This window comes from Micromonospora sp. NPDC000207 (assembly GCF_040300925.1).
In the GTDB taxonomy this organism is placed as follows: domain Bacteria; phylum Actinomycetota; class Actinomycetes; order Mycobacteriales; family Micromonosporaceae; genus Micromonospora.
Genome location: NZ_JBEPEQ010000039.1, coordinates 18,305 through 40,268 on the forward strand (window position 1 = coordinate 18,305; position 21,964 = coordinate 40,268).

14 protein-coding genes are annotated in these 21,964 nt (G+C 71.3%); 8 read left to right on the forward strand and 6 right to left on the reverse strand.

Going from position 1 to position 21,964, the window contains the following annotated elements; all coding sequences use genetic code 11:
• Positions 1-51: 51 nt before the first annotated feature.
• The gene (locus tag ABT336_RS12395; protein WP_350896625.1) at positions 52-891 is read right to left on the reverse strand and encodes an alpha/beta fold hydrolase; all 840 of its coding nucleotides are present in this window, start codon (positions 889-891) and stop codon (positions 52-54) included.
• Between the two features lie 143 nt (positions 892-1,034).
• A complete protein-coding gene (locus ABT336_RS12400) occupies positions 1,035-2,195 on the reverse strand; it encodes an epoxide hydrolase family protein (RefSeq protein WP_350896626.1) in 1,161 nt (386 codons plus the stop codon).
• Positions 2,196-2,448: 253 nt separating this feature from the next.
• Here ABT336_RS12400 and ABT336_RS12405 point away from each other — a divergent pair, with 253 nt between their 5' ends.
• Together ABT336_RS12405 and ABT336_RS12410 are read left to right on the forward strand one after the other, a co-directional pair.
• Positions 2,449-3,876, forward strand: a complete 1,428-nt coding sequence (locus ABT336_RS12405; protein WP_350896627.1) for an FAD-dependent oxidoreductase — start codon at positions 2,449-2,451, stop codon at positions 3,874-3,876.
• Positions 3,877-3,934: 58 nt separating this feature from the next.
• On the forward strand, positions 3,935-5,425 hold the full coding sequence (locus ABT336_RS12410; RefSeq protein ID WP_350896628.1) for an MFS transporter: 1,491 nt from the start codon (positions 3,935-3,937) through the stop codon (positions 5,423-5,425).
• A gap of 150 nt (positions 5,426-5,575) precedes the next feature.
• On the opposite strand, the gene ABT336_RS12415 is transcribed toward ABT336_RS12410, so the two are convergent.
• Both ABT336_RS12415 and ABT336_RS12420 read right to left on the reverse strand, forming a co-directional pair.
• Positions 5,576-7,156: a tryptophan halogenase family protein gene (locus ABT336_RS12415; RefSeq protein ID WP_350896629.1), complete on the reverse strand. Its 1,581-nt coding sequence runs from the start codon at positions 7,154-7,156 to the stop codon at positions 5,576-5,578.
• 97 nt (positions 7,157-7,253) lie between these two features.
• Positions 7,254-7,802: a carboxymuconolactone decarboxylase family protein gene (locus ABT336_RS12420; RefSeq protein WP_350896630.1), complete on the reverse strand. Its 549-nt coding sequence runs from the start codon at positions 7,800-7,802 to the stop codon at positions 7,254-7,256.
• A 239-nt stretch (positions 7,803-8,041) separates the two neighbouring features.
• On the opposite strand from ABT336_RS12420, the gene ABT336_RS12425 reads away from it, so the two are divergent.
• A complete protein-coding gene (locus ABT336_RS12425) occupies positions 8,042-8,779 on the forward strand; it encodes a class I SAM-dependent methyltransferase (protein ID WP_350896631.1) in 738 nt (245 codons plus the stop codon).
• A gap of 117 nt (positions 8,780-8,896) precedes the next feature.
• Here ABT336_RS12425 and ABT336_RS12430 read toward each other — a convergent pair whose 3' ends face one another.
• On the reverse strand, positions 8,897-9,748 hold the full coding sequence (locus ABT336_RS12430; RefSeq protein ID WP_350896632.1) for an alpha/beta fold hydrolase: 852 nt from the start codon (positions 9,746-9,748) through the stop codon (positions 8,897-8,899).
• 408 nt (positions 9,749-10,156) lie between these two features.
• On the opposite strand from ABT336_RS12430, the gene ABT336_RS12435 reads away from it, so the two are divergent.
• From ABT336_RS12435 to ABT336_RS12450, 4 genes are read left to right on the forward strand one after another with little or no spacing between them, the layout of a single operon-like run.
• Positions 10,157-11,164, forward strand: coding sequence for a glycosyltransferase (locus ABT336_RS12435; RefSeq protein WP_350896633.1), 1,008 nt, complete (start codon positions 10,157-10,159; stop codon positions 11,162-11,164).
• Complete coding sequence (locus ABT336_RS12440; protein ID WP_350896634.1) at positions 11,161-12,042, forward strand: alpha/beta fold hydrolase; 882 nt, start codon at positions 11,161-11,163, stop codon at positions 12,040-12,042. The genes ABT336_RS12435 and ABT336_RS12440 overlap by 4 nt, the downstream gene beginning before the upstream one ends.
• Positions 12,043-12,070: 28 nt before the next feature.
• Entirely contained in the window at positions 12,071-13,387 is a 1,317-nt protein-coding gene (locus ABT336_RS12445; protein ID WP_350896635.1) for a glycosyltransferase family 2 protein, read from the forward strand.
• Complete coding sequence (locus ABT336_RS12450) at positions 13,384-14,640, forward strand: MFS transporter (RefSeq protein WP_350896636.1); 1,257 nt, start codon at positions 13,384-13,386, stop codon at positions 14,638-14,640. The genes ABT336_RS12445 and ABT336_RS12450 overlap by 4 nt, the downstream gene beginning before the upstream one ends.
• A gap of 49 nt (positions 14,641-14,689) precedes the next feature.
• Here ABT336_RS12450 and ABT336_RS12455 read toward each other — a convergent pair whose 3' ends face one another.
• Positions 14,690-16,357 (reverse strand): (2,3-dihydroxybenzoyl)adenylate synthase, encoded by a 1,668-nt coding sequence (locus tag ABT336_RS12455; protein ID WP_350896637.1) that lies wholly within the window; start codon positions 16,355-16,357, stop codon positions 14,690-14,692.
• Between the two features lie 315 nt (positions 16,358-16,672).
• On the opposite strand from ABT336_RS12455, the gene ABT336_RS12460 reads away from it, so the two are divergent.
• Positions 16,673-21,961, forward strand: coding sequence for a type I polyketide synthase (locus tag ABT336_RS12460; protein WP_350896638.1), 5,289 nt, complete (start codon positions 16,673-16,675; stop codon positions 21,959-21,961).
• The last annotated feature ends 3 nt before the right edge of the window (positions 21,962-21,964 follow it).

The following is a 21,964-nucleotide window of genomic DNA, read 5'->3' on the forward strand; positions in this document are numbered from 1 at the left end:
TGATCGGTGAGAACTGACAGGCACGTGGTCGGGTCCCCTACGGTGCGGGCGTCACTCGAGGAAGAACTCCGTCAGCAACGGGGTGCCCAGCTTCTGGTTGAACAGGTGCCCCTCGCTCGGCATGCTCACGAAGCGCCCCTGTGGGATGCCGTCGGCCAGTGCGCGGCAGGTCTCCAACATCCAGGAGGCACTGTCGCTACCGCCGATGACCAGGGTCGGTACGGTGACACGCGCCAGCAGGTCGACGGGGACGGCGTCGGCGTCGTCGCTGAGGATCGCGTCGTAGACCACGGTGGGCGCGAGCGCCTCGAAGGACGGCCACACCGGGTGCAGTTTGAACTTCTCGATCACCTCGTCGTCGAAGAAGACGTCTTCCTTGAGGAAGAGGGCGACGGTGTCGGTGCGGCGGTCCGCGGCGATCAGGCGGCGCAGTTCGTCGAGGTAGCCGGGGGGGACCCGGGGGCCGCCGTACGGCGGTTCGTACATCGCGAGTCTGGCCATCGGCACGCCCGCTGCCGCAGCCTGCACGGCGATCATCCCACCGGTGCAGTTGGCGAAGATCGAGGCCGGCTCACCGGTCGCCGCCAGCACCGCCGCCAGGTCCTCGACCTCGCGCTGCACGTCGTACTCGGCGCTCGGGTGGTGGCCGCTGCCACCTCGGCCGCGTCGGTCGTAGTTGAACACCGTGAAGCTGCCGGACAGCGCCTCGGCCAGGTTGGCGAACATCGCCTTCTCGTTGAGGCCACCGCCGAGGATCACCATCGGCGGGCCCTCCCCGGACCGTTCGAAGGCGATCGTGGTGCCGTCGGCCGACCGTACCGTCTCGAGTTCGAGACCGCGGACGCCGAATCCGACGTTCTCCAACTTGGCCGTCGTGGCCTGTTCCACCATCTGTAAGCTCCTCGAAGATCGGTCCAGGACCGGCGGGGCGGGCGGTACCCGACACCTCGCCGCCTACGCTAGGCCGCCGGTCGGGCGGAAACCTCTTCCTGATTGCTCAGGCCCGGCCGAGGGCACGGACGCCGGTGTCGTGCTCAGCCGCCGGTGATCCGCCGACGGAACGACCGCAGATCGGCCACGAACAGCTCGGGCTGTTCGAGGGCGGCGAAGTGCCCTCCGCGAGGCTGCTCCGCCCAGTGCACGATGCTCGGCATCCGCTGCTCGGCGAGCCGCCGTACGGGCAGGGTGATGTCCTGCGGGTACACCGCCACACCCAGCGGGCCCGGCACCGCCGGCAGGGGTTGGGGCGCGGTGGACGAGGTGGGCAGGAACGGGGCGTTGTCGTAGTAGAAGTGTGCCGACGATCCGGCGGTCGCGGTGAACCAGTAGAGCGCGGCGTTGGTGAGCAGCCAGTCCCGGTCCACGGCATCCTCCGGGACCTTGTCCGCGGCGGTCCACTCGAGGAACTTCTCGACGATCCAGGCGAGCTGCCCCACCGGTGAGTCGGTCAGGGCGTAGCCGAGGGTCTGTGGGCGGGTCGCCTGGACCTTCATGTAGCCCTGGCCGTCGGTGGTCTCGGCCAGCTGCTGCAACCGGGCCAGATCGGCGGGCTCCAACCCGTCGAGTTCGTGCGGGTCGCCGGTGGGCGGGGTGAACAGGAAGTTCACGTGGGTTCCCAGGACGTGCTCGCTGTCGGTGAGGCCGAGCAGCAGGCTGACGAAGGTGCCCAGGTCCCCGCCCTGTGGCAGGTATCTCCGGTACCCGAGGGAAGCCATCAGCGAAGCCCACATCCCGGCGACCCGGGGAACGGTCCACCCGTGCTCGGTGATCGGGCCGGAGAAGCCGAAGCCCGGCAGCGACGGCACTACCACGTCGAACGCCTCGTCGGGGTCGGCGCCGTGGGCCCGGGGGTCGGTGAGCGGCCCGATCACGTCCAGGAACTCGACGAAGGAGCCGGGCCATCCGGGGGTCAGCAGCAGCGGTACGGCGTTCGGCTCGGGGGAGCGGACATGCAGGAAGTGCACAGTCGTCCCGTCGAGGGTCGTCAGGTACTGCGGGAACTCGTTGATGCGCGCCTCGGCCGCACGCCAGTCGAAGCCGTCGATCCAGTACTCGACCAGTTGTCGGAGGTAGTGCTGCGGGACCCCGCGGCTCCACCCCACATCGGGCGTCGGATCAGGCCAGCGGGTGGCGGCGAGGCGGGAACGAAGGTCGTCGACCGCATCCTGCGCGATGTCGACACGGAACGGACGCATCAACCGGTTCCTCTCTCGGTGGGATTGGCAGGGCGGACGCTACAAGCCGGAGGGTCGGTTGCGTACCGGCGTCGAGCGGAAGCGCAAGAAAGAAGATGTGTCTTCGACGGTCGCCAATGGACAGCACGACGACGGGGATGCGCCGTCGACGGTCGGCAGTGGACAGCGCAAGAACGGAGAAGTCGTCGGCCCACGGTTCGCCTAGCGTTTCCGGCAACGCTCAGGTCCGTACCGTCGAGGAGGCGAACGCCCCATGGCAACCAAGATCGGCGATCACGCTGTCGTGCTTGGCGGCAGCATCGGCGGGATGCTCGCTGCTCGAGTCCTCGCCGACGCGTACCACCGGGTCACCGTCGTCGACCGGGACGACGTCGCCGCCGTGGGGCCGCAGTTGCGCCCGGCCATCTCCTGGGCCGGGCACATCCACGCCCTGTTGGAACGCGGCAGGCAGATCATCAGCGAACTCTTCCCGACCTTCGTCGACGACATGATCGCGCTCGGGGTGCCGGTCGGTGACTACGGATCGACCTGCCACTACTACTTCAACGGCCGGATGTTCGCCGTCACCGACACGGGAATGGCGTGCGTCGCCGCCAACCGACCGGTGATCGAGGACTACCTCCGCTCGCGCACGTCGGCGCGCCCGGAGGTGGTGGTCCGTGGTCGTACCGACATCGTCGGGCTGACCGCCTCCGCCGACCGCTCCCGGATCACCGGGGTGCGGGTGCAGGCCCGCGACGGTGAGCCGGGCGCGGGACAGGAGGAGACCATCGAGGCCGACCTGGTCGTCGACGCGACCGGACGGGCGTCCCGCACGCCACGCTGGTTGGAGGAGTTCGGCTACACCCGGGCACCCGAGGAGAAGGTCCACATGGACCTGACCTACACGACCATGGACTTCCTCGGCCCGCTGCCGTACGACCCGCTCGGCGAGGACATCGCGCTGGTGCCGACCGCGACGCCGGCGTTCCCCCGTGGCGGGATCTTCGCCCGCCTCGCCGACCGGTACGCCCTCACCCTGACCGGGATCAACGGCGACCGCGCCCCGACCGACCGGGAGGGTTTCCTCGCGTACGCCAGGACCCTGCCGGAGCCGGCGATCTACGAGGCGATTCGTGACGCCGAGCAGCGGGGCCCGGCGACAAGCTTCCGGTTCCCGGCGAGCATCCGGCGCCGCTACGAGCAGTTGCGCCGGTTCCCGGCCGGATACCTGGTGATCGGGGACGCGGCGTGCGTGTTCAACCCGGTGTACGCCCAGGGTATGACGGTCGCCGCGATGGGCGCGGACGTGCTGGCCAAGCAGTTGGCCCGGGGTGTCGAGCCGACACCGGGGGCGTACTTCCGGGACCTGGCCAAGGCGACCGACTCGCCGTGGATGATGTCCGCCGCCGCAGACCTGGGCTACCCGCAGGTCCGTGGCCGTCGTACCGTGGCGACCCGGCTCGGAAACGGATACATGTCGCGGGTCATGGCGGCGGCGGCCACCGATCCCGAGGTGGCCCGAGGCTTCATGCGCACGATCTCACTCATCGACCCCCCGCAGGCGTTGATGAAGCCGGCCATGCTCAAGCGGGTCCTGCTCGGCACGGGTGCCGGGAAGCCGACGACCCTGGCCGACCTGCACCGGTCGCGATCGACCCCACCGGCGCCGACCGTGGCGGATCCGCGACACCCGCGGTGATCCACAGGTCCAGCCGACGACCATCCCTTCCCCTCTCGATTTCCTGCGAGGAGTCTCGTTGACCCGTTCCCGGTCGTTCGGTGCGCGGTCTGCCGCCGACACCGCTGCCATACCGTCGTCATGGGCGGCACTGGTGCTGCTCTGCGCCGCGAACTTCGCGGTGCTGCTCGACTCACAGAGCGTCATCCTGGCGCTACCCACCCTCGCCCGTGACCTCCAGATGTCCGCCGGCGAGGCGCAGTGGGTGCTCAGCGCCAAGCTTGTCACCTTCGGTGGTCTGCTCATCCTGGGTGGGCGGGCCGCCGACCGGCTGGGCCGTCGCCGGATATTCCTGATCGGTACCGCCACCTTCCTGGTCAGCTCGGCCGTCTGCGGGCTGGCCTGGAACGGTGGCGTGATCATCGCGGCCCGCGCGGTGAGCGGCGTCTCGGCGGCGCTGATGGTGCCGACCGCGCTGTCGATCCTGCTCGCCGTCTTCCCCGAGGGACGTCGGCGCAACATGGCGCTGGCCGGCTGGGCCGGCATCGGAGGCATCGGTGCCACGGCGGGTCTGCTCGTCGGCGGCCTGCTCACCGAGTCGCTCGGTTGGCAGTGGGTCTTCTTCATCAATGTGCCGTTGGCCCTGATCGTGCTGGCGTCCGCTCCCGTGCTCCTGCCCGAGAGCCGGGCAGCCCGACAGCCCGGAAGCTACGACGTCGCAGGCGCTGTCACCAGCACAGCCGCGTTGGTGGCGTTGATCCTCGCCGTCGTGCGGGCCCCGGCAGCGGGTTGGACGAGCGCCTCGACCCTGGGGCTCGTCGTCGCGGCGGCGGCGCTGCTCGGGGTGTTCGCGGTCGTCGAACGGCGGTCGTCCGCGCCGCTGGTGCCGCCGACGTTGCTGCGACGTCCGGCCCTGGTCGGCGGCAACCTGGTCACCGTCACGATGGGCATGGCCGCGTTCGGTCTGTCCGTCACCATCTCCATGTACGGCCAGGTGGTGCTCGGATACGGTCCGCTGCGCTTCGGGGTGCTCCAGTCGGTCATGCCCACCCTGGCGTTCGTGGGCGCCTACGTCGGCCAGGCGGTCGTCACGCGGATCGGCTTCAGGCCGGTGGTGGCGGCGTGTCTGGTCCTGATGGCCGCCGGTTCGCTGCTGCTGTCCCGGGTGCCCGTCGAGGGCAGCTACGTCCAGGACATCCTCTGGGGTCTGGTGGTGTTCGGTCCCGGCCTCGGGGCGGGCACGGCGGCTGCCTCGGTGGCCGCGTTGTCTCGGGTCCCCGAGCGCGACAGCGGGGTGGTGTCCGGCCTGAACGTCGCCTCGTTGCAGGTCGGTGGTGCGCTCGGCGTGGCAGTGGTCACGTCGGTCACCGCCTCCTTCACGGCCGCGCCGGGTGGGCCGGCCGAGATGACCGCAGGACTGCGGGCCGGGTTCCTCGCGTGCGCGGTGTTCGTACTTGTCGGTCTGGTGCTGGGCCTGCTCCTGCTCCGCCGCTCCGCTTCGACCTCCGACGGTCGTGAGACCGCCGATCGCCCGCCGGCGTCCCGGCCCGAGGCGGCGCTGCCCGGTTGAGATCACCCGTCGACACATCGGACGGCCCCGTCGGCTCACAGCCGGCGGGGCCGTCCGATGACGTGGTGCCCTGCCGCCCCACCGACCGCCCCGGGCCGGCCGCGGGTTTCGGGCACGGTGGTCGGGGCGGTCGGTGGGGCAGGGGGGCGGTCAGCCCGGGCCGGCCGACCGGTGCAGTGTCCGGAGGTACTCGTAATGGTCCGGGAGGCTCGATCCGTAGATCTCCCGTTCCTTGTCGATACGATCGAACATCTCGAACGCCGCGTCGTCGTTCATCAGTTCCACCGACGGGGGCGCCTTACGGAACGGGAAGTCCAGCCCGGACAGTACGGCCCAGAGGCTGCGGGTCTCGAAGAGCCGCAGCTGGCTGCCGTCCGGGACGATGATGCTCTCGGCGTACTCGGTCAGCTTCTCGGCCAGGCTGTCGGGGATCGGGGCCTCGCGGACCGCCTGCCAGAACCCGGTGTCGGCGCGATCGGTCAGGTGGTAGTGCATGATGATGAAGTCGCGCATGTCCTCGAAGGCGCTGACCATCAGCTCGTTGTAGCGGGTGGTCCGACGTTCGTCGAGGTCACTGTCGGGGAAGTGCAGTACCAGGAGAGCGAGTTGGTACTCGATCAGCGCGATCGTGGTCGACTCCAGCGGCTCGACGAAGCAACTCGACAACCCGACCGCGACGCAGTTGTTCACCCAGGACCGTCGGTTGTGTCCCACCCGCATCTTGATGTGGTTGCCTGACACGTCGTGGGCGCGGCCGCCGAGGAAGCTGCGCAGGTGCTGCTCGGCCTGGTCCGGCGTGGTCGTCCGGCTCGAGTACACGTAGCCGGTGCCCTCCCGCTCGTAGAGGGGGATCTCCCAGATCCAGCCGTCGCCACGGGCGTTCGCGGTGGTGTACGGGCGCAGGCCGTCGGGATGGTGGTCGGCGGGCAGTGCGACCGCGGAGTCGCACATGAGGTAGTCCTGGGCGCTGACGAACGGCTCCTGCAACGTCTGGTTGATCAGGAGTCCCCGGAAACCCGTGCAGTCGAGGAACAGGTCGCCGCGCAGTTCCTGCCCGGTGTCGAGGACCACCTTCTCGATGTGGCCGCGTTGGTCCAGGCCCACCGAACCGACGTCTGCGACGACGTGCCGGACGCCCCGACCGGTCGCCAGGTCCCGGAGGTACTGGGCGATCAACGCGGCGTCGAAGTGGTACGCGTAGCGGTAGCCCGGGTCGGGCGCGTCGGTGCCGGGCAGCGGCTTCGGTGCCTTGTGCAGCTCACAGAGTCGCTGCAACGCCATGCCGGCCTCGCCGAACGTACGGGGGAGCCGGGTGTCCCCGGCGAGCTGCTGCTTGAGCCAGAAGTGCGCCAGCGAGACCCCTCGGCCGAACCGCTTGTGGAACGGCTGCTCGAAACTGGGAACCGGTGGTTCGGGAACCGTGAAGAACGGGTGGTAGTAGGTGTGGCGGTCGGTGCCGGGACGCGGGGTGCGCCAGTCGTTGAACCGCACGGCCGACTTGAAGGCGGCGTTCGTCCTCGGCATCCATTCCTCTTCCTTCATGCCGAGGAATCGGAACGTGGTGCGAAGCGTCGGGACGGTCGCCTCGCCGACACCGATGCGAGGGATCCGGGCGGATTCGACGAGCGTGATCTCGACTTTCTCACCGAAAGCCCGATTGAGGTACGCGGCGGACAGCCATCCCGCTGTGCCACCGCCGACGATGACGATCTTCTCGACTGGACGGGTCACGGGGCATCTCCTTGTGCGGTTGTCGGGTGGCACTGCCGACGGCAGGGTCGGGCAGGCAGACCCCGGAAGGTCCCCCGCCCGACCCTGGCGACGCCTGTCAACGTGCTCCGGCGAGTCCGGCGTAGCCGACCTGGACGAGCATCTCGGCGGCCCCGGAGTACCACTCCGGGGCGTCGGGGGCCACCGTGTCGAGGCCGTCGACGTACCTGGTGAACAGTGAGAACATCGCCGCGATCAGCACGGTGTCGTGGATCTCCAGCTCGGTGGCACCGGCGGCTCGGGCGGCGCCGACCAGTTCGTCGGTCACCGACTTGCCGCTCTCGCGGACCGCCAGTGCGATCGTCAGCAGGGACTGGACCCGGGGGGAGACCGGGGCGTTGTGGGGGTCCTTCTGGGTCTGCGTGACGATCCGCGGGCCGTCCTCGAGCTGCGCGGCGGCGAACGCCCCGTGCGCCTCCGCGCAGAACGCGCAGTCGTTGCCCCGGGACACGACCGCGCCGATCAGTTCCCGCTCTCCCTGACTGAGCGAGTTGGGTCCCCGCATCAGGAATTCGACGAGTTCGCCGAGCGGCTTGGCGGTCTCCGGGCGGTAGGCGAACAGACCGAGAATTCCGGGCTTGTCGTCGTCGACGGTGATGTGCGACATACGTCCTCCACGAGTCGGCTTACTGCCACCGATGGTGGTGATCCGGCCTGCCGGAATCCATATCCCAGGTTGCTCATGCCGTCGGCGTCGAAGTCGCGGGGAGGGCGGCACGAACGGCGCATCGTGCGAGAAGAACCGGGCGCCCGGGCGTGTGAGACTGAGCCATCGATTTCTGACCGGTCCGCACTGCCCGGAGCGGTCCCCACGGGGCGCGCGGCCGACGGCGATGGAGGTTGACCGTGCAGTGGTACGAGGACGACGGACTCTGGTCGGGCTTCGCCGACTTCATGTTCGGGCAGCGGCGGGCGGGGGAGGCCGAGGAGTACGTCACCGGGTCGCCGTTGCTCGACTTCCCGCCCGACGCGCGGGTGCTGGACCTGTGCTGCGGGCCGGCACTGTACGTGGTGCCGCTGGCACGCCGCGGGCATCGGGTCACCGGGGTCGACCTCAGTCCGGCGATGCTGCACCGGGGCGAGGCGGCCTGTGCCGCAGCGGGCGTGTCTGCCGAGCTGGTGCAGGGCGACATGGCGACGTTCGTCCGCCCCGGCGGGTTCGACGTGGTGCTGAACATGTACACGTCGTTCGGGTACTTCGCCGAGCCGGAGCGCAACCGGCAGGTGCTCCGTAACGCCTTCGCCAGCCTCGCCCCGGGTGGGCAGCTCATCGTGGACGTGTTCGGCAAGGAGGTCCTCGCCAGGCGGGTGGGGCGCCCGCAGGTCGTCGAGCTGCCGGATGCCACTGTCTTCCTGCGTGACACCATCCTCGACGACTGGACGCGGCTGCGTACCGAGTGGACCATGATCCGTGGTGGGCAGGCGCGTACGGCGTCGTTGACCTCGTTCATCTACAGCGCGGCCGAGCTGCGAACCATGTTCGAAGACGTCGGCTTCGTGGACGTGGAGGCCTTCGGAGGTTTCGACGCCCGCCCGTACGACCCCCGCGCGACCCGGCTGGTGGTGCGCGGGCGGCGCAGGTAGCACCGGGCGGGGCAGCGGGGTGCCCGGTCCTGCGTGGCAGGGCCGGGCTGCGCCTCTCGCTGCCCTGCTCGGCTCCCTACCCGGGACGGCCCGGTCCGGGCCGCCCCGGGCGCGACGTCACTGCCTACCGAGCACGGTCCTCAGTCGGCCCTCGAACGCTGCGGCCTGCTCGACGAAGCCGGTGTGTCCGCCGGGGAACGCGGTGGGCTCGACGTCGAGCAGCCGGGCGAGGGCCCGGGAGGTCCGGTCGCAACTCTGGCCGGCGGACTCGTCGCCGATGCCGACGACGATGCGGGTGGGCGCGGCGCGCAGCGCCGCGACGTCCGGCTGCCAGCGGGTGGTGCCGAGCAGTTCCCGGAGGAACCAGAACCGTTCGTCGGCGGCCCGCTGCGGGTCCCGTTCCCCGCCGAACATCTGCTCGAAGACCTCGTCGGGCAGGAAGATGTTCGCCTGGGCCAGGAACTTCCGCCAGGCGCCGGTGACGTCACCGGCGCGGTAGGCGGCGATGACCTCCTCGGTCTGGGCGTGCACCTCGTCCCGGTCGTCGAGCAACTCGTCGACCGGGGGTTCGTGTGCCACGACCGTGTGCACCTGCTCCGGGTGCCGCTGGACCAGGGCCAGCGCGGTGATCGCGCCGCCGCTGGAGCCGAGCACCGTCGCAGGCCCCGCGCCGACGTGGGCCAGGATCCTGGACAGGTCGTCGGCGCGCAGCTCCGGGGTCGAGTCCTGCTCCGGGTCGTCGAGGGCACTGCGGTAGATGCCGCGCGGATCGGTGGTCAGCACCGTGTGGTCGTCGGCCAGCAGTTCCGCCAACGGCTCGAAGGAACGCGCGTCCATCGGAGCGCCGACGAGCGCCACCAGGGGACCCTGGCCGCGCAGTTCGTAGTGCAGGCGCGCGCCGGGGACGGCCAGCGTGTGACTCGTGGCCGGGGTCGCCGGCGCGGTCCGGACAGCCTCGTCGTTGATCATGTTCTTCCTTCCGTCAGGGGGCGTCGCCGGGTGGCGCGACGCCGACGGTCGAGCCGGTCGGGCGAACGTCTCGGTCGTAGGCGGGCATCACCGGCACCGCATGACGAACGACGCATGTGCTGGCGAGGTCACGTCTTACTGTGCGAATCGTTCGGATCAGGCGAATGGGCGGGCGACCAGGAGAGCAATCAGGAAGAAGTTCCACCGCGACGCCGACCATACGATCGTCCTGCTCCGCCGACCTGTCACGGACAGTGCCCTCGTCGGCGCTCTGCACGAAATCGACCGATGGTGATGGTGGCGATGAAACTCGTGGCGGTTCAGCACAGTCCACCTGGTACCGGTGGCGACACCACCGTTCGTCGCCTCGCCCGACATTTCACCGACCTCGGTCACCGGGTGCGGCTGATGACCGACCCCGGCGACGCCACGCGGTTTCACCAGGCCGCGCTGGAGTACGAAGCCGACGTCCTGTTCGGCACGCACGCCCTGCTGTCCGGTCGGTTGTTCTGCGGCTCACCGGTGCCGTACGTGCTCGCCTTCGGCGGCACCGACCTCAACGACCACGTGCACGACCAGGAGACCCTGGACGTGATGGCCGGGGCGGTGACCGGCGCTGCCGCGCTGGTCGCCTTCACCCAGGACTTCATGGCCCGGTGCGGTCGGTTGTGGCCGCAGGTGCTCGACCGGCTGCATCACATCCCCCAAGGGGTGTGGACCGATCCGGCCCGCCACTTCAGCCTCCGCCACCTGCTCGGCCTGTCGTCGCAGGACCGCATTCTGCTCCTGCCCTCCGGGCTGCGTCCGGTGAAGGATCCGTTGCTGCTGGTCGACGCCGTCCAGCGGTGGCACCGTGAGGACGCCCGGGTCCACCTGGTGATCGTCGGCCACTCGTACGACCCGAGCTTCGAGCGGGTCGTCCGTCGGCGTTGTGCCGTCGCCCTCGGGGTGCACTACGTCGGCGCCCTGTCGCCACGTCAGGTGCATGCGGCGATGGCCGAGGCCACGATGGTGCTGAACACGTCGCTGGGCGAGTGCAGCCCGAACGCGCTGCTGGAGGCGATGAGTCTGGGCGCGGCGGTGCTGGTGCGCGACATCCCGGGCAACACGTGCGTGGTCCGGCACGAGGAGACGGGGCTGGTCTTCACCGACCCGGACGACTTCCTGCGCCAGGCACGTCGCCTCTGCGACGACGAGGCGCTGCGGCTACGGCTCGGCGGGGCGGCCCGCGTGCAGGTCGAGGCGCGACACGGGATGGCCGGCGAGCGGGATGCGTACGGCGCGATCCTCGCCGACCTGGCCCGGCGCACGTCGTCGTCGGCGGGGGACCGGGTGTCCCTGCCGGGTGCCGTGGTGGTGCCGGCCGTGAACCTCGCCGGTACGCCTGACCGGGTGGCGACGGGGGCCGCCAGATGACCGAGCGGGTCCTCACCGTCGCGGGGGTGCCACTGGCCGTGCGGACCTTCGGCGCCGCCACCGACCCCGCCGTCGTGCTACTGGCGGGCGCCGCCGCGTCGATGCTCGCCTGGCCGGAGACCTTCTGCGCCAGCCTCGCCGCCGACGGGCGGTACGTGGTGCGCTTCGACCAGCGCGACACCGGCCGGTCCGCCCGCTTTCCCGCCGGTGACCCCGGGTACGGTCTGGCCGACCTGGCCACCGACGTGATCGGTCTGCTCGATGCGCTGGCCCTGCCTCGCGTGGACCTGGTCGGCGCGTCGATGGGCGCGACGGTGGCCCAACGGGTCGCCCTGGACCACCCGCAGCGCGTGCGGACGCTCACCCTGTGGGCCGGCAGCCCGGCACCGCCCGGATCGGGAGACGCCGACCTGCCGCCGCCGGCGCTCCGGGTGCTCATCGACCTCGACGATCTCGACCGACCCGATCCCGACGACCGCGATGCGGTGGTCGAGCACCTGGTGGCGTTGGCCCGGCTGCGCGGCGGGAACGCTCGGGTGTTCGACGAGTCCGACGCCCGCGACCACGCCACCGCAGAGGTCGACCGGGCGGGCGACCCGCTGTGGGCCCTGACCAACCATGCCCTCGTCGACCCGGGTCCGCCGTGGCGCGACCGGCTCGGCGAGCTGCGGGCGGCGACGCTCGTGGTGCACGGCGGCGCGGACCCGTTGGTCCCGCCCGCGCACGCCCACGCGTTGGCCACCGCGATACCCGACGCGCGGCTGCTGATCCTGCCGACGGCGGGCCACGACCTCGACCGGGTCGACTGGGAGGACGTCCTGCCCGCCCTGCTGCGGCACCTGTCGGACGACGCCATGACATCCGGACGAGCAGATTGACCATGTTGATGCGAGTTCAGGAGGACGCGTGCAATTCAGGCCCTGCGACTGCACCCCGATGTGTGTGCTGCGGAGCGAGAACCCGCTCAGGATCCGCCGGACCAGGGCGGACGACGCCTCCTACGCGGAGCACTCCGTGTACCGCCCGTCCGGCACCGGCGGCGGGGATCTCGCCACGCGCCTGACGGAGTACGCGGTCCTCGCCCACGACCCCTCGGTGCGCGACGTGGCAGCCGACTACTGGCTGCACAGCAGGCCCTACTACCACGAGGTGTTGGCCCGGCTGGACACCCTGACCCGTACGGAGCGCGCGGCCGCCGACGCGTTCGACGAACTCGTCGAGCAGCCGGACGACGTGGTCGCCGAGAGGCGGCTCCGGGACCGACTCGCCGAGGTGATCGACCGACGGCCGGACCTGGCCGCACCGGCACGGGAGTCGGTCCGTCGAGCCGACCGCCACATCTACATCGGCTACCTGCGGGGTGCGGACTACCGCGGTGACCCGTCAGCGGTGACCCTGGACGACCTACGGACCTGGTCGGCCGGGCTGACCCCGCGCCCCGAGGTGCACGACCCCGACGTCCTCGTGGTGATCCCCCTGATGGACCGTGGGGGTACCGGTCGGATCCGGAACCTGATGGCCTGCCTGCTCGCCCTGCACGACCAGTCCCTTCCGGCGCACCGGTACCAGATCACCGTCGTGGAGTTCGACACCGAGGCGCGGTGGCGGCACGTCGTCGAGCCGGTCGTCGACCACTATCGACACATCGTCGGTGGCGGTGCGTTCAACAAGTCCTGGACGCTGAACGTGGGCGTGCGTCACAGCCCCGGCAAGGCGCCTGTGGTCTGCCTGCTCGACGCCGACATCCTGCCCGACCGCCGGTTCCTGGAGCGCAACCTCGCCCGGTTCGACGATCCCGGCCACGCCGTGCACGTGCCCCACACCGACGTGCTGTCCCTGGACCTACCGGCCAGCGACGCGGTGATCGAGGCACGCTGCCGGGAAGGACGCGCGGAGGCACCGTTGGAGCGATCCCGGGGGTTGCTGCTGCGCGACGTGCCCGGTGCCTGCCTGTGGTTGCGCCGGGAGACCTTCGACCGGGTCGGTGGTCTGGACGAGCGGTACCTCGGCTGGGGCGGTGAGGACGAGGACATGCTGGTGCGTTGCGCGGAGGCCGCCCCGGCCGTCCAGTGCGACGAGGTGCTCCTGCACCTGGCCCACGTACGACCGCCGATGCGCAACGACCAGGGGGATCCGTTCAACGCGCACCTGCTGGTCGGCAGCTGGACCGGGTCGTCGGGGTACGGCGAGTTGTCCGGCCCCGTCTCGGCAGCGGCCGGATGAGTCACCCCGCACCGACCGACTCCGGCGACCCCGGCCCGGTGTCGTCGGCCGTCGGGAGGGAGCCGACGGCGGCGTCCGCCCGGCGGGCCGCCGCCGGCATCTTCCTGATGGTCGGCGTCATGCTGGGTACCTGGTTCGCCCGTATCCCGCAGCTGCGGACCCACCTCGACCTGTCGTACGGGCAACTCGGCACGGTGCTCTTCGCCCAGATGGTCGGCGTTCTCGCCGCGATGCAGGTGGCCGGGCACCTCACCGGTCGGCTGGGCAGCAGGACGATGATCAGGCGCACCGCGTTGTTCGTACCCTGGTTCCTGCCGTTGCTGACGGTGATGCCCGACGCCGTGACCGCCGTCGTCGCCATGTTCTGCTGGGGCGTGGTCGCCGGGATGCTGGACATCTCGATGAACGCCCACGGTGTGGAGGTGGAGCGGGCCGCCCGGCGGCCGGTGCTGAACAGCCTGCACGCCGCCTGGGCCGTCGGCTCGCTGGTCGGTGCGGCGTCGGCCACTCTCGCCGTCCGGTGGGGAGTGTCCCTGCCGGTGCACTACACCGTGCTGGCGGTGCTGCTCTGTGGGTTGGCAGTGGTGAGCTCGGCGCGTCTGCTGCCGTCGGTCCCGGTGCCGGCGAGTACGCCGAAGCAGCCCCGGGCCCGGCTGTGGGAGGGCTGGACCCGGCAGGTGCTGGTGCTGGGTGGCATCGGTGCCTCGGTCGCCTTCTGCGAGGGCGCAGTGTCCAGCTGGAGCGGCGTGTACCTGCAGGAGAAGTGGGACGCGGGCACTCTGGCGTCGTTGGCGTACACGACCTATGCGGTCGCCCAGACGGTCACCCGACTGGTCGGCGACCGGCTGCACGACCGGGTGGGGGCGGTGCCGTTGGTCCGGGCCGGGGTCCTGGTCACGGTGGTCGGGGTGCTCTGCGCGGTGGCCATGCCCAGCGCCGGGTTCGCCCTGCTGGGCTTCGCCCTGCAGGGTGCCGGTCTCGCCGTGTTGGCCCCGATCATCGCCGGGGCGGTCGGGCACGGCAGCTCCGCCGACGGTTCCGCCGCCGCCACCAGCCTGGCACTGGCCCGTTACAGCACTGTGCACTACGGCGGGATGATGGCCGGACCGCCGATCGTGGGTTGGCTCGCCGAGGTGGCGGGCATCGGTACCGTCCTGTGGCTGTTGCTGGTGCCGCTGGGCGTCGTCGGTGTGCTGGCGGCCGCCACCGCCCCCGCATCGCGGGCCCGTAGCCTGCACCGGGTCGCCACCTGAGGGTCGTCCCGGGCCGTTGCCGGCACCCGCCCGGCCCGGCCCGGGACGATCAGCGTCCCGACCGCTCGGCGACGAACGCCCGCAACGCCTTCTTGTCCACCTTGCCCAGCGGGGTCGTCGGCAGGGTCTCGACGGTCACCAGCCGCTCAGGCAGTTTGAAGGCGGCGATCCCGGCCCGGGCGAGTGCCTCCCGCACCACCGCCAGCTCGACCTGGGCGCCGGGCGTGGGAATCACCACCAGGCAGACCCGTTCGCCAAGGTCCGGGTCGGGCAGTGCCACGGCGGCGGCCTGGTCGATCCCGTCGACCCGGACCGCGAGGGTCTCGATCTCCTCTGCGTTGATCTTCTCGCCACCCCTGTTGATCAGGTCCTTCTCGCGCCCCGTCACGACCAGGTTGCCGTCGTGCCGGCGCCGGACCACGTCGCCCGTGCGGTACCAGCCGTCGACGAAGGACCGGGCGTCGAGGTCCGGCGCGCGGTAGTACCCGGGAGGTGTGTACGGCCCCCGGGTGAGCAGCAGACCCGCCTCGCCGGGGGCGACCGGGCGGCCCGCGGCGTCGACGATCCGGATCTCGTCGTCGGGGCTGATCGGCCGCCCCTGCGTGTGGTGCACCACCGAAGGGGGATCGTCCAGCCGGGTCAGGCAGAGCAGCCCTTCCGCCATGCCGAAGACCTGCTGCAGCCGGCAACCGAGCACCGGACCGATCCGTTCGGCGACCTCCGGGGGCAGCCGGGCGGCACCGACCTGGATCAGCCGGAGGGAGGTCAGGTCGAAGCCCGGGGCGTCCGTGCGGTGCTGCACCCAACGCTGCGCGACCGCCGGTACGACCGAGGTGACCGAGACCCGTTCCCGTTCGATGGTGGCGAACGCCACCTCCGGTGTCGGCGAACCGGCGAGGACCACCCGACCGCCGGTCAGCAGGGTGCCCAACACCCCTGGACCGGTGTACGGGAAGCCGTGCCCGAGCGGCAGCACCGCCAGGTACGTGTCGTCCGGACCGAACCCGCACAGCTCGGCCGCCCGGGACACCATGTACGCCAGGTCGTTGTGCGTCCGTGCGACGAGCTTCGGCCGCCCGGTGGTTCCCCCGGAGAGCTTGAGCAGGGCCACGGATCCCGCCGGCGGCGCGGCCGCGTCGAGCCGGGCGGCAGCACCGGCAGGGTCCTCGGCCGGCGTGAACAGGGCCCGGAGGTCGACTCCGCCGGGCCGGATCGCGGTGCCGGCGACCAGCACCAACGCTCCGCCCGGCTGGTCAGCGGCGACCTCGTGCGCCAACGTCTGATGGTCGAAGCCCCGGTGGCTGTCCGGCACCACCAGCGCCCGGGCACCGGAGTGGTCGAGCACCCCGACCAGTTCGTGCCGCCGATGCTGGGTCAGGGCCCACACCGGCACCGCACCGAGGCGTAGGCACGCCACGGTGGTGAGGACGTGTTCCCAGCAGTTCGGCAACTGCACCACGACCCGGTCCCCGGCGCGCAGGCCGAGCCCGGCCAGCCGTAGCGCGGCACCGTCGGCGCGGGCCGTCATCTCCCGGTACGTCATCCGTGTCTCGCCGTCGACCAGGCACTCCGCATCCGGCCAACGGCGCGCGACGGCCCACAGGTGTTCACCGAGCGACAGGGCCTGCCAGTAGCCGAGTGCGACGTAGCGGGCTGCCAGTTCCTCGGGCCAGGGCACGGGTCCGTCGATGCTCGGTCGGACGGCTGTTCCGGACATCGTCGCTCCCGTGGTCGTCGGCGAAGGGGACGACCGCCGCCGTCCTACCGGAAGCCTAGGAAGGCCGGTGGCGGGCTGTCGTCTCACCGATTGCTGAGTCCGTCGTCGCCCTCACCTGCCGATCGGGCACGCCGCAATCCAGGAGTTGTGCCGATACCGGCCCTGGACAGAGGCTGTCGCCTAATGGATGGCCCGTTCTGCTGCGGGCTTTCCCGGTTTACCCGGGGCCCGGAGGTCGTCGGCGGTTGACCCACCGCCCGAGTCGCCTTCCGGTGCTCGACAGACGTGTCGTGTTCGTTCCGTGAGCTGAATGAGGTGCGGGACTTGAATGAGAGCGAAGTATCCGAAGAAGCCGTTGCCGTCATCGGGATGAGCTGCAGACTCGCCCCGGACCTCGACTCGCCGGAGAAGTTCTGGGATTTCCTGGTGAACGGGCGCAGCGCCGTCGGTGACATGCCGGAGAAGCGGTGGAAGTCGTACGCCACGAGTAGTCCCCAGGCGACGGCGGTCCTGCGGGACACCACATTGCGTGGCTCCTTTCTCGACGACATCGAAGGCTTCGACGCAGAGTTCTTCGGCATCTCACCGCGTGAGGCCGAGTTTCTCGACCCGCAGCAGCGGTTCATGCTCGAGCTGTCGTGGGAGGCGCTCGCCGACGCCGGGGTGCCACCGCTGTCGTTGCGGGGCAGCGACACCGGCGTGTACGTCGCCGCCAACTCCAACGACTACGGGCGCCGCCTGCTCGAGGACATCCCGCGCACCGGCGCGTACGCGGTCAACGGCACGACCTTCTACGGCATCGCCAACCGGGTGTCGTACTTCCTGGACCTGCGGGGCCCCAGCATGGCGGTGGACACCGCCTGCGCCGGGTCACTGACGGCGCTGCACCTGGCGGCCCAGGCACTGCGTACCGGGGAGACTCCGGTGGCCATCGTCGGCGGGGTGAACATCATGGCCACGCCCGCCCTGAACGTGGCGCTGCAGGGTGCCGGTGCGATGTCGCCCGACGGCCGCAGCAAGGCCTTCGACCGTGACGCGGACGGCTACGGCCGGGGTGAGGGTGCGGGCGTGGTGGTGCTCAAGCGGCTCGCCGACGCCCGCCGCGACGGCAACCAGGTGCTGGCGGTCATCCTGGGCAGCATCGTCTCGCAGGACGGACGCTCCGACGGGATGATGGCACCCAATGCGCAGGCACAGGCGCAGATGCTGCGTCAGGCCTACGACCGCGCCGGAGTGGACCCGACCACGGTGAGCTACGTGGAGGCGCACGGCACCGGCACCCCGACCGGTGACGGCAAGGAGATCGAGGCTCTCGTCGAGGTCTTCGGAGCGGGCCGGGAGCCGGGGGACGTGTGCCTGATCGGTTCGGTGAAACCCAACGTCGGCCACGTGGAGGGCGGCTCCGGCATCACCGGCCTGATCAAGACGGTGCTGGCCATGCAGCGGGGAGAGCTGCCCCCCAGCCTGCACACCGAGCCCACCACGCACGTGGACTGGTCCACCTGCGGGTTGCGACTGGTCGACACCCGTACCTCCTGGACCTCCGGCGGTCGGGTGCGCCGCGCCGGGATCTCCAGCTACGGCGTCGGCGGCACCATCGCCCACCTGATCGTGCAGGAGAGCCCCGACCCGGCGCCGGTGCGGACCGTCCCGACCGTCCCGACCCCTGCGGTGTACCCCCTCTCCGCCATGTCCGAGGCCGGTCTGCGCGGGGTGGCCGGGGCGACCGCGGACTGGCTGGACGCCCACCCGGACGCCGACCTGCGGTCGGTAGCGCACACCCTGGCGGAACGCCGCTCGCACCTGTCGCAGCGCGGCGCGGTGGTCGCCGACTCCGCCGACCAGCTGCGACGACGACTCCGTGTCCTCGCCGAGGGGCGCTCCGCCGCCGGGGTGGTGACGGATCGGTGCGCGCCCGGACAGTCCACCGGGGTGGTCTGGGTCTTCTCGGGGCACGGCGCCCAGTGGTCCGGCATGGGCCGGCAGTTGCTGGTCGGTGACCGGGTGTTCGCCGGTGCCGTCGACGGACTCGCCGAGGTGTTCCGGGCCGAGCTGGGCTGGACCCCGCGCGAGGCGTTGGAGGCCGGCGGCCCGTGGAGCGCCACCCACGTGCAGGCCCTGACCTTCGCCGTGCAGGTCGGCCTCAGCGCGAGCTGGTGCAGCAGGGGTCTGGAACCGGGTGCGGTGATCGGACACTCGGTCGGTGAGATCGCCGCTGCGGTGGCCGCCGGGGTGCTGGACGTCACGGAGGCGGCCCGTTTCGCCTGTCGGCGGGCGGCGGCGCTCGACCGGGTCTCCGGGCGTGGCGCGATGGCCATGGTCGCTCTGCCCTTCGCCGAGGTCCGTGAGCGGCTGGTCGGGATCACCGGGGTGGAGGCGGCGATCTCGGCCGCTCCCCGTTCGACTGTCGTCTCCGGCGACCGGGACGCGGTGACCGAGCTGACCGCCACCTGGCGCGAGGCCGGGTTGGACGTCCGCACTGTGGACACCGACATCGCCTTCCACAGCCTGCACGTCGACGAGGTGCTCGCCGAGGTCGAGACGGCGGCACGGGCACTGACGCCACGCGCCCCGATCGTGCCGTTGTACAGCAGCGCACTGCCCGACGCACGCTCCGACAGCCCTCGTGACCACACCTACTGGACGACCAACCTGCGCCAACCGGTGCGTTTCGCCGAGGCGGTCGAGGCGGCCGTCGAGGACGGGCACCGGCTGTTCCTGGAGGTCTCCTCGCACCCGGTGGTGGCTCACTCGATCAAGGAGTGTCTACGGCACCGTGACGTCGAGGACGCTGCGGTCGTCGGCAGCCTGCGCCGAGGCGGCGAGGAGGTGGCCACGCTGCTGGGCGGGTTGGCGGTGCTGCACTGTCACGGCGCCGCCGTGGACTGGGGCCGGGCCCACGGTACGGGCGAACTGCTGCCGTTGCCGGCGACGGCGTGGCAGCACCGGCCGTACTGGATCTTCCCGACGGACGGCGTCGAATCCGGTCCGGGCGGCGGCCACGACCCGCAGCAGCACAGTCTTCTCGGCGGCCGGATGACGGTCAGCGGCACCCCCAACAGGCAGGTCTGGCAGACCTACCTCGACATGAACACCCGGCCGTATCCGCAGAGCCACGGCCTGGTCGGGGTGGAGGTCACCCCGGCGGCGTCGATCATCAACACCTTCATGGCGGCGGCCGGGCGGGAACAGCCGCCGGCGTTGACCGACATCGTCCTGCGCACCCCGCTGGCGGTGGTGCCGCCGCGAGTCGTGCAGATCGTGCGGGAGGACCGGCTGTTGTCGCTGGCCACCCGGGTGCCCAGCGAGTCCGGAGGCGACGACGGCGACGAGTGGATCACCCACACGACGGCGACGATCGACCCCACCGCCGCGGTGCCGTCCGGGCACGTCGACCGCGAGGCGGTGCGCAACCGTACCGAGCCGGGGTCGCTGCGCCGTATCGACGAGATGTTCCGGCGGATGGGTGTGGAGGGCTATGCCTTCCCGTGGGACCTGGAGGAGTTGCGTCGCAACGACGACGAGCAGCTCGCCGTCCTGACCGTCGAACCGTCCGCCGAGTACGCCGGCAGTTGGGCGCACGTCATCGACGCTGCCCTGACGATCAGCGCCGCGGTGGTCTCCCCGGGCGACGCCACGGTGCTGTGGATGTCCCGTTCGATCGACCGGGTGGCACACCGGGGTGAGCCGCCGGCCCGTGTCGTGGTGCACAGCCGACGTTCGCCGCGTTCCCCCGGGGACACCGTCGACGTGGTGGTGGCAGGCCTCGACGGCAGGGTCGTCTGTGAGGTCACCGGGCTCAGGTTCGCGGCGGTGGAACACCTCGGCACGGCCGTCCTGCCACGGGACCTGGTGCACGAGGTCGTCTGGCGGCCGCTGCCGTCCGAGACCGCCGACCGGGACGCGGCGCGACCCCGGCAGGTCGTGCTCGTCGGAGACCCGGACGTCGGCGCGGTCCTCGCCGCCCGGTTCACCGCGTCGGGGGTGCGCTGCGTACACGTCCCGACCGGGCAGGGCGACGACGGGTGGGCCCCGGACCTGCCCGCGGCAGCGTTCACCGAGCCCGGAGTGGTCCTCGTTCTGCCGCCCCCGGTCCACCCCGGCGGGCAGGTGCTGGAGGTGACCGAGCGGGCGGCGTGGACCCTGATCCGTACCGTGCAGCAACTGGTCGACCTCAACGGCAGCGCCCCCGAGGGTTTCGCCGCCCAGCGGCTGTGGTGCCTGACCCGTGGGGTGCGCGACGCCGTCGAGGAGTCCTCGCTGGCGTACGCGCCGCTGTGGGGCCTGGGCCGCATCGTCGCCGGCGAGCACCCGCAGCTGTGGGGCGGGCTGGTCGACGTCACCGACGTGACCCCCGACGTCGCCGACCGGCTGCTGTGGCTGACGGGGGTCGTGGCCGGCAGTGAGGACGTCATCTCCCTCGCCGACGACGAGGTTCGGGTGGCCCGGTTGGCCCCGGTCGAACGCAGCGCCGACGGAAGGCCGTTGCAGTGTTCACCGTCGGGAACGGTGCTGATCACCGGAGGGCTCGGTGCCCTGGGCCTGGAGGTGGCCCGGTGGCTGGTCGACCGGGGCGCCCGGCGGATCCTGCTCGCCGGACGGCGGGGGCTGCCGCCGCGTACGGAGTGGGACGGGGTCGGCGACCCGCAGGTGCGCCGACAGATCGACGCGGTGCTGTCGCTGGAGGCCCTCGGGGTGACGGTGACCGTCGTCGCCCTCGACATCACCGACGCCGAGCGGGCCGCCGAGGTCCTCACCTCGGGTTCCCTGGGCCTGCCACCGATCACCGGCATCGTCCACGCCGCCGGGGTGGTCAACGACGACCTCGTCGACAAGGTGGACCTGGAGGGGCTGCGCGAGGTCCTGGCGCCCAAGGCCGCCGGGGCGCTGGTGCTGCACCGTCTCTTTCCGCCCGGCAGCCTGGACTTCTTCGTGATGTTCTCCTCCTGTGGCCAGTTCGCCCGGTTGTCCGGGCAGGCCAGCTACGCGGCGGCGAACTCGTTCCTCGACACGCTGGCCGCCCACCGCAACGCCGGTGGGCAGACCGGCACGGTCAGCCTCGGGTGGACGGCCTGGCGCGGGCTGGGCCTGTCGGAGAACCTCACCACCACCATGACCGAGGCGAACTCGCGGGGCCTGGAGGCGGTGTCGGTGTCGGAGGCGTTCCGCGCCTGGTCGTTCGCCGACCGGTTCCAGGCCGACTACCAGGCGATCCTGCGGGTTCTGCCGACGCCGCCGAACCTGCCGCGGGTGCCGATGCTGCGGGAACTGGTCCCGCCGGCCGCCGACGCGGGCGCGGCGGCCGGCGACGGCGTCACCTTCGACCTGGCCGACCTGGACGAGGCGACCGGCCGGGACCGGATCACCGCGGACGTCCGGGAGCAGGTCGGTGCCGAACTCAACCTGGACGCCGCGGACGTCGAGCTGAAGCGGCCGTTGGTCGAACTCGGCGTCGACTCGGTGATGACCGTCGCGCTGCGGGTCAGGCTGCTCCGCCGGTACGGGCTGGACCTGCCGCCGACGATCCTGTGGGCCAAACCCACTGTCGCCGCCCTGGCCGGGCACGTCTACGAAGCCCTGAACCCGGCACCCGAACGCGGCTGACGC

Coding starts and splice junctions, on each gene's coding strand:
- ABT336_RS12420 (WP_350896630.1), bottom strand. CDS start 7,802: ATGTCGCACATCACCGTCGACGACGACAAGCCCGGAATTCTCGGTCTG.
- ABT336_RS12440 (WP_350896634.1), top strand. CDS start 11,161: ATGACCGAGCGGGTCCTCACCGTCGCGGGGGTGCCACTGGCCGTGCGG.
- ABT336_RS12395 (WP_350896625.1), bottom strand. CDS start 891: ATGGTGGAACAGGCCACGACGGCCAAGTTGGAGAACGTCGGATTCGGC.
- ABT336_RS12405 (WP_350896627.1), top strand. CDS start 2,449: ATGGCAACCAAGATCGGCGATCACGCTGTCGTGCTTGGCGGCAGCATC.
- ABT336_RS12450 (WP_350896636.1), top strand. CDS start 13,384: ATGAGTCACCCCGCACCGACCGACTCCGGCGACCCCGGCCCGGTGTCG.
- ABT336_RS12455 (WP_350896637.1), bottom strand. CDS start 16,357: ATGTCCGGAACAGCCGTCCGACCGAGCATCGACGGACCCGTGCCCTGG.
- ABT336_RS12435 (WP_350896633.1), top strand. CDS start 10,157: ATGACCGACCCCGGCGACGCCACGCGGTTTCACCAGGCCGCGCTGGAG.
- ABT336_RS12400 (WP_350896626.1), bottom strand. CDS start 2,195: ATGCGTCCGTTCCGTGTCGACATCGCGCAGGATGCGGTCGACGACCTT.
- ABT336_RS12430 (WP_350896632.1), bottom strand. CDS start 9,748: ATGATCAACGACGAGGCTGTCCGGACCGCGCCGGCGACCCCGGCCACG.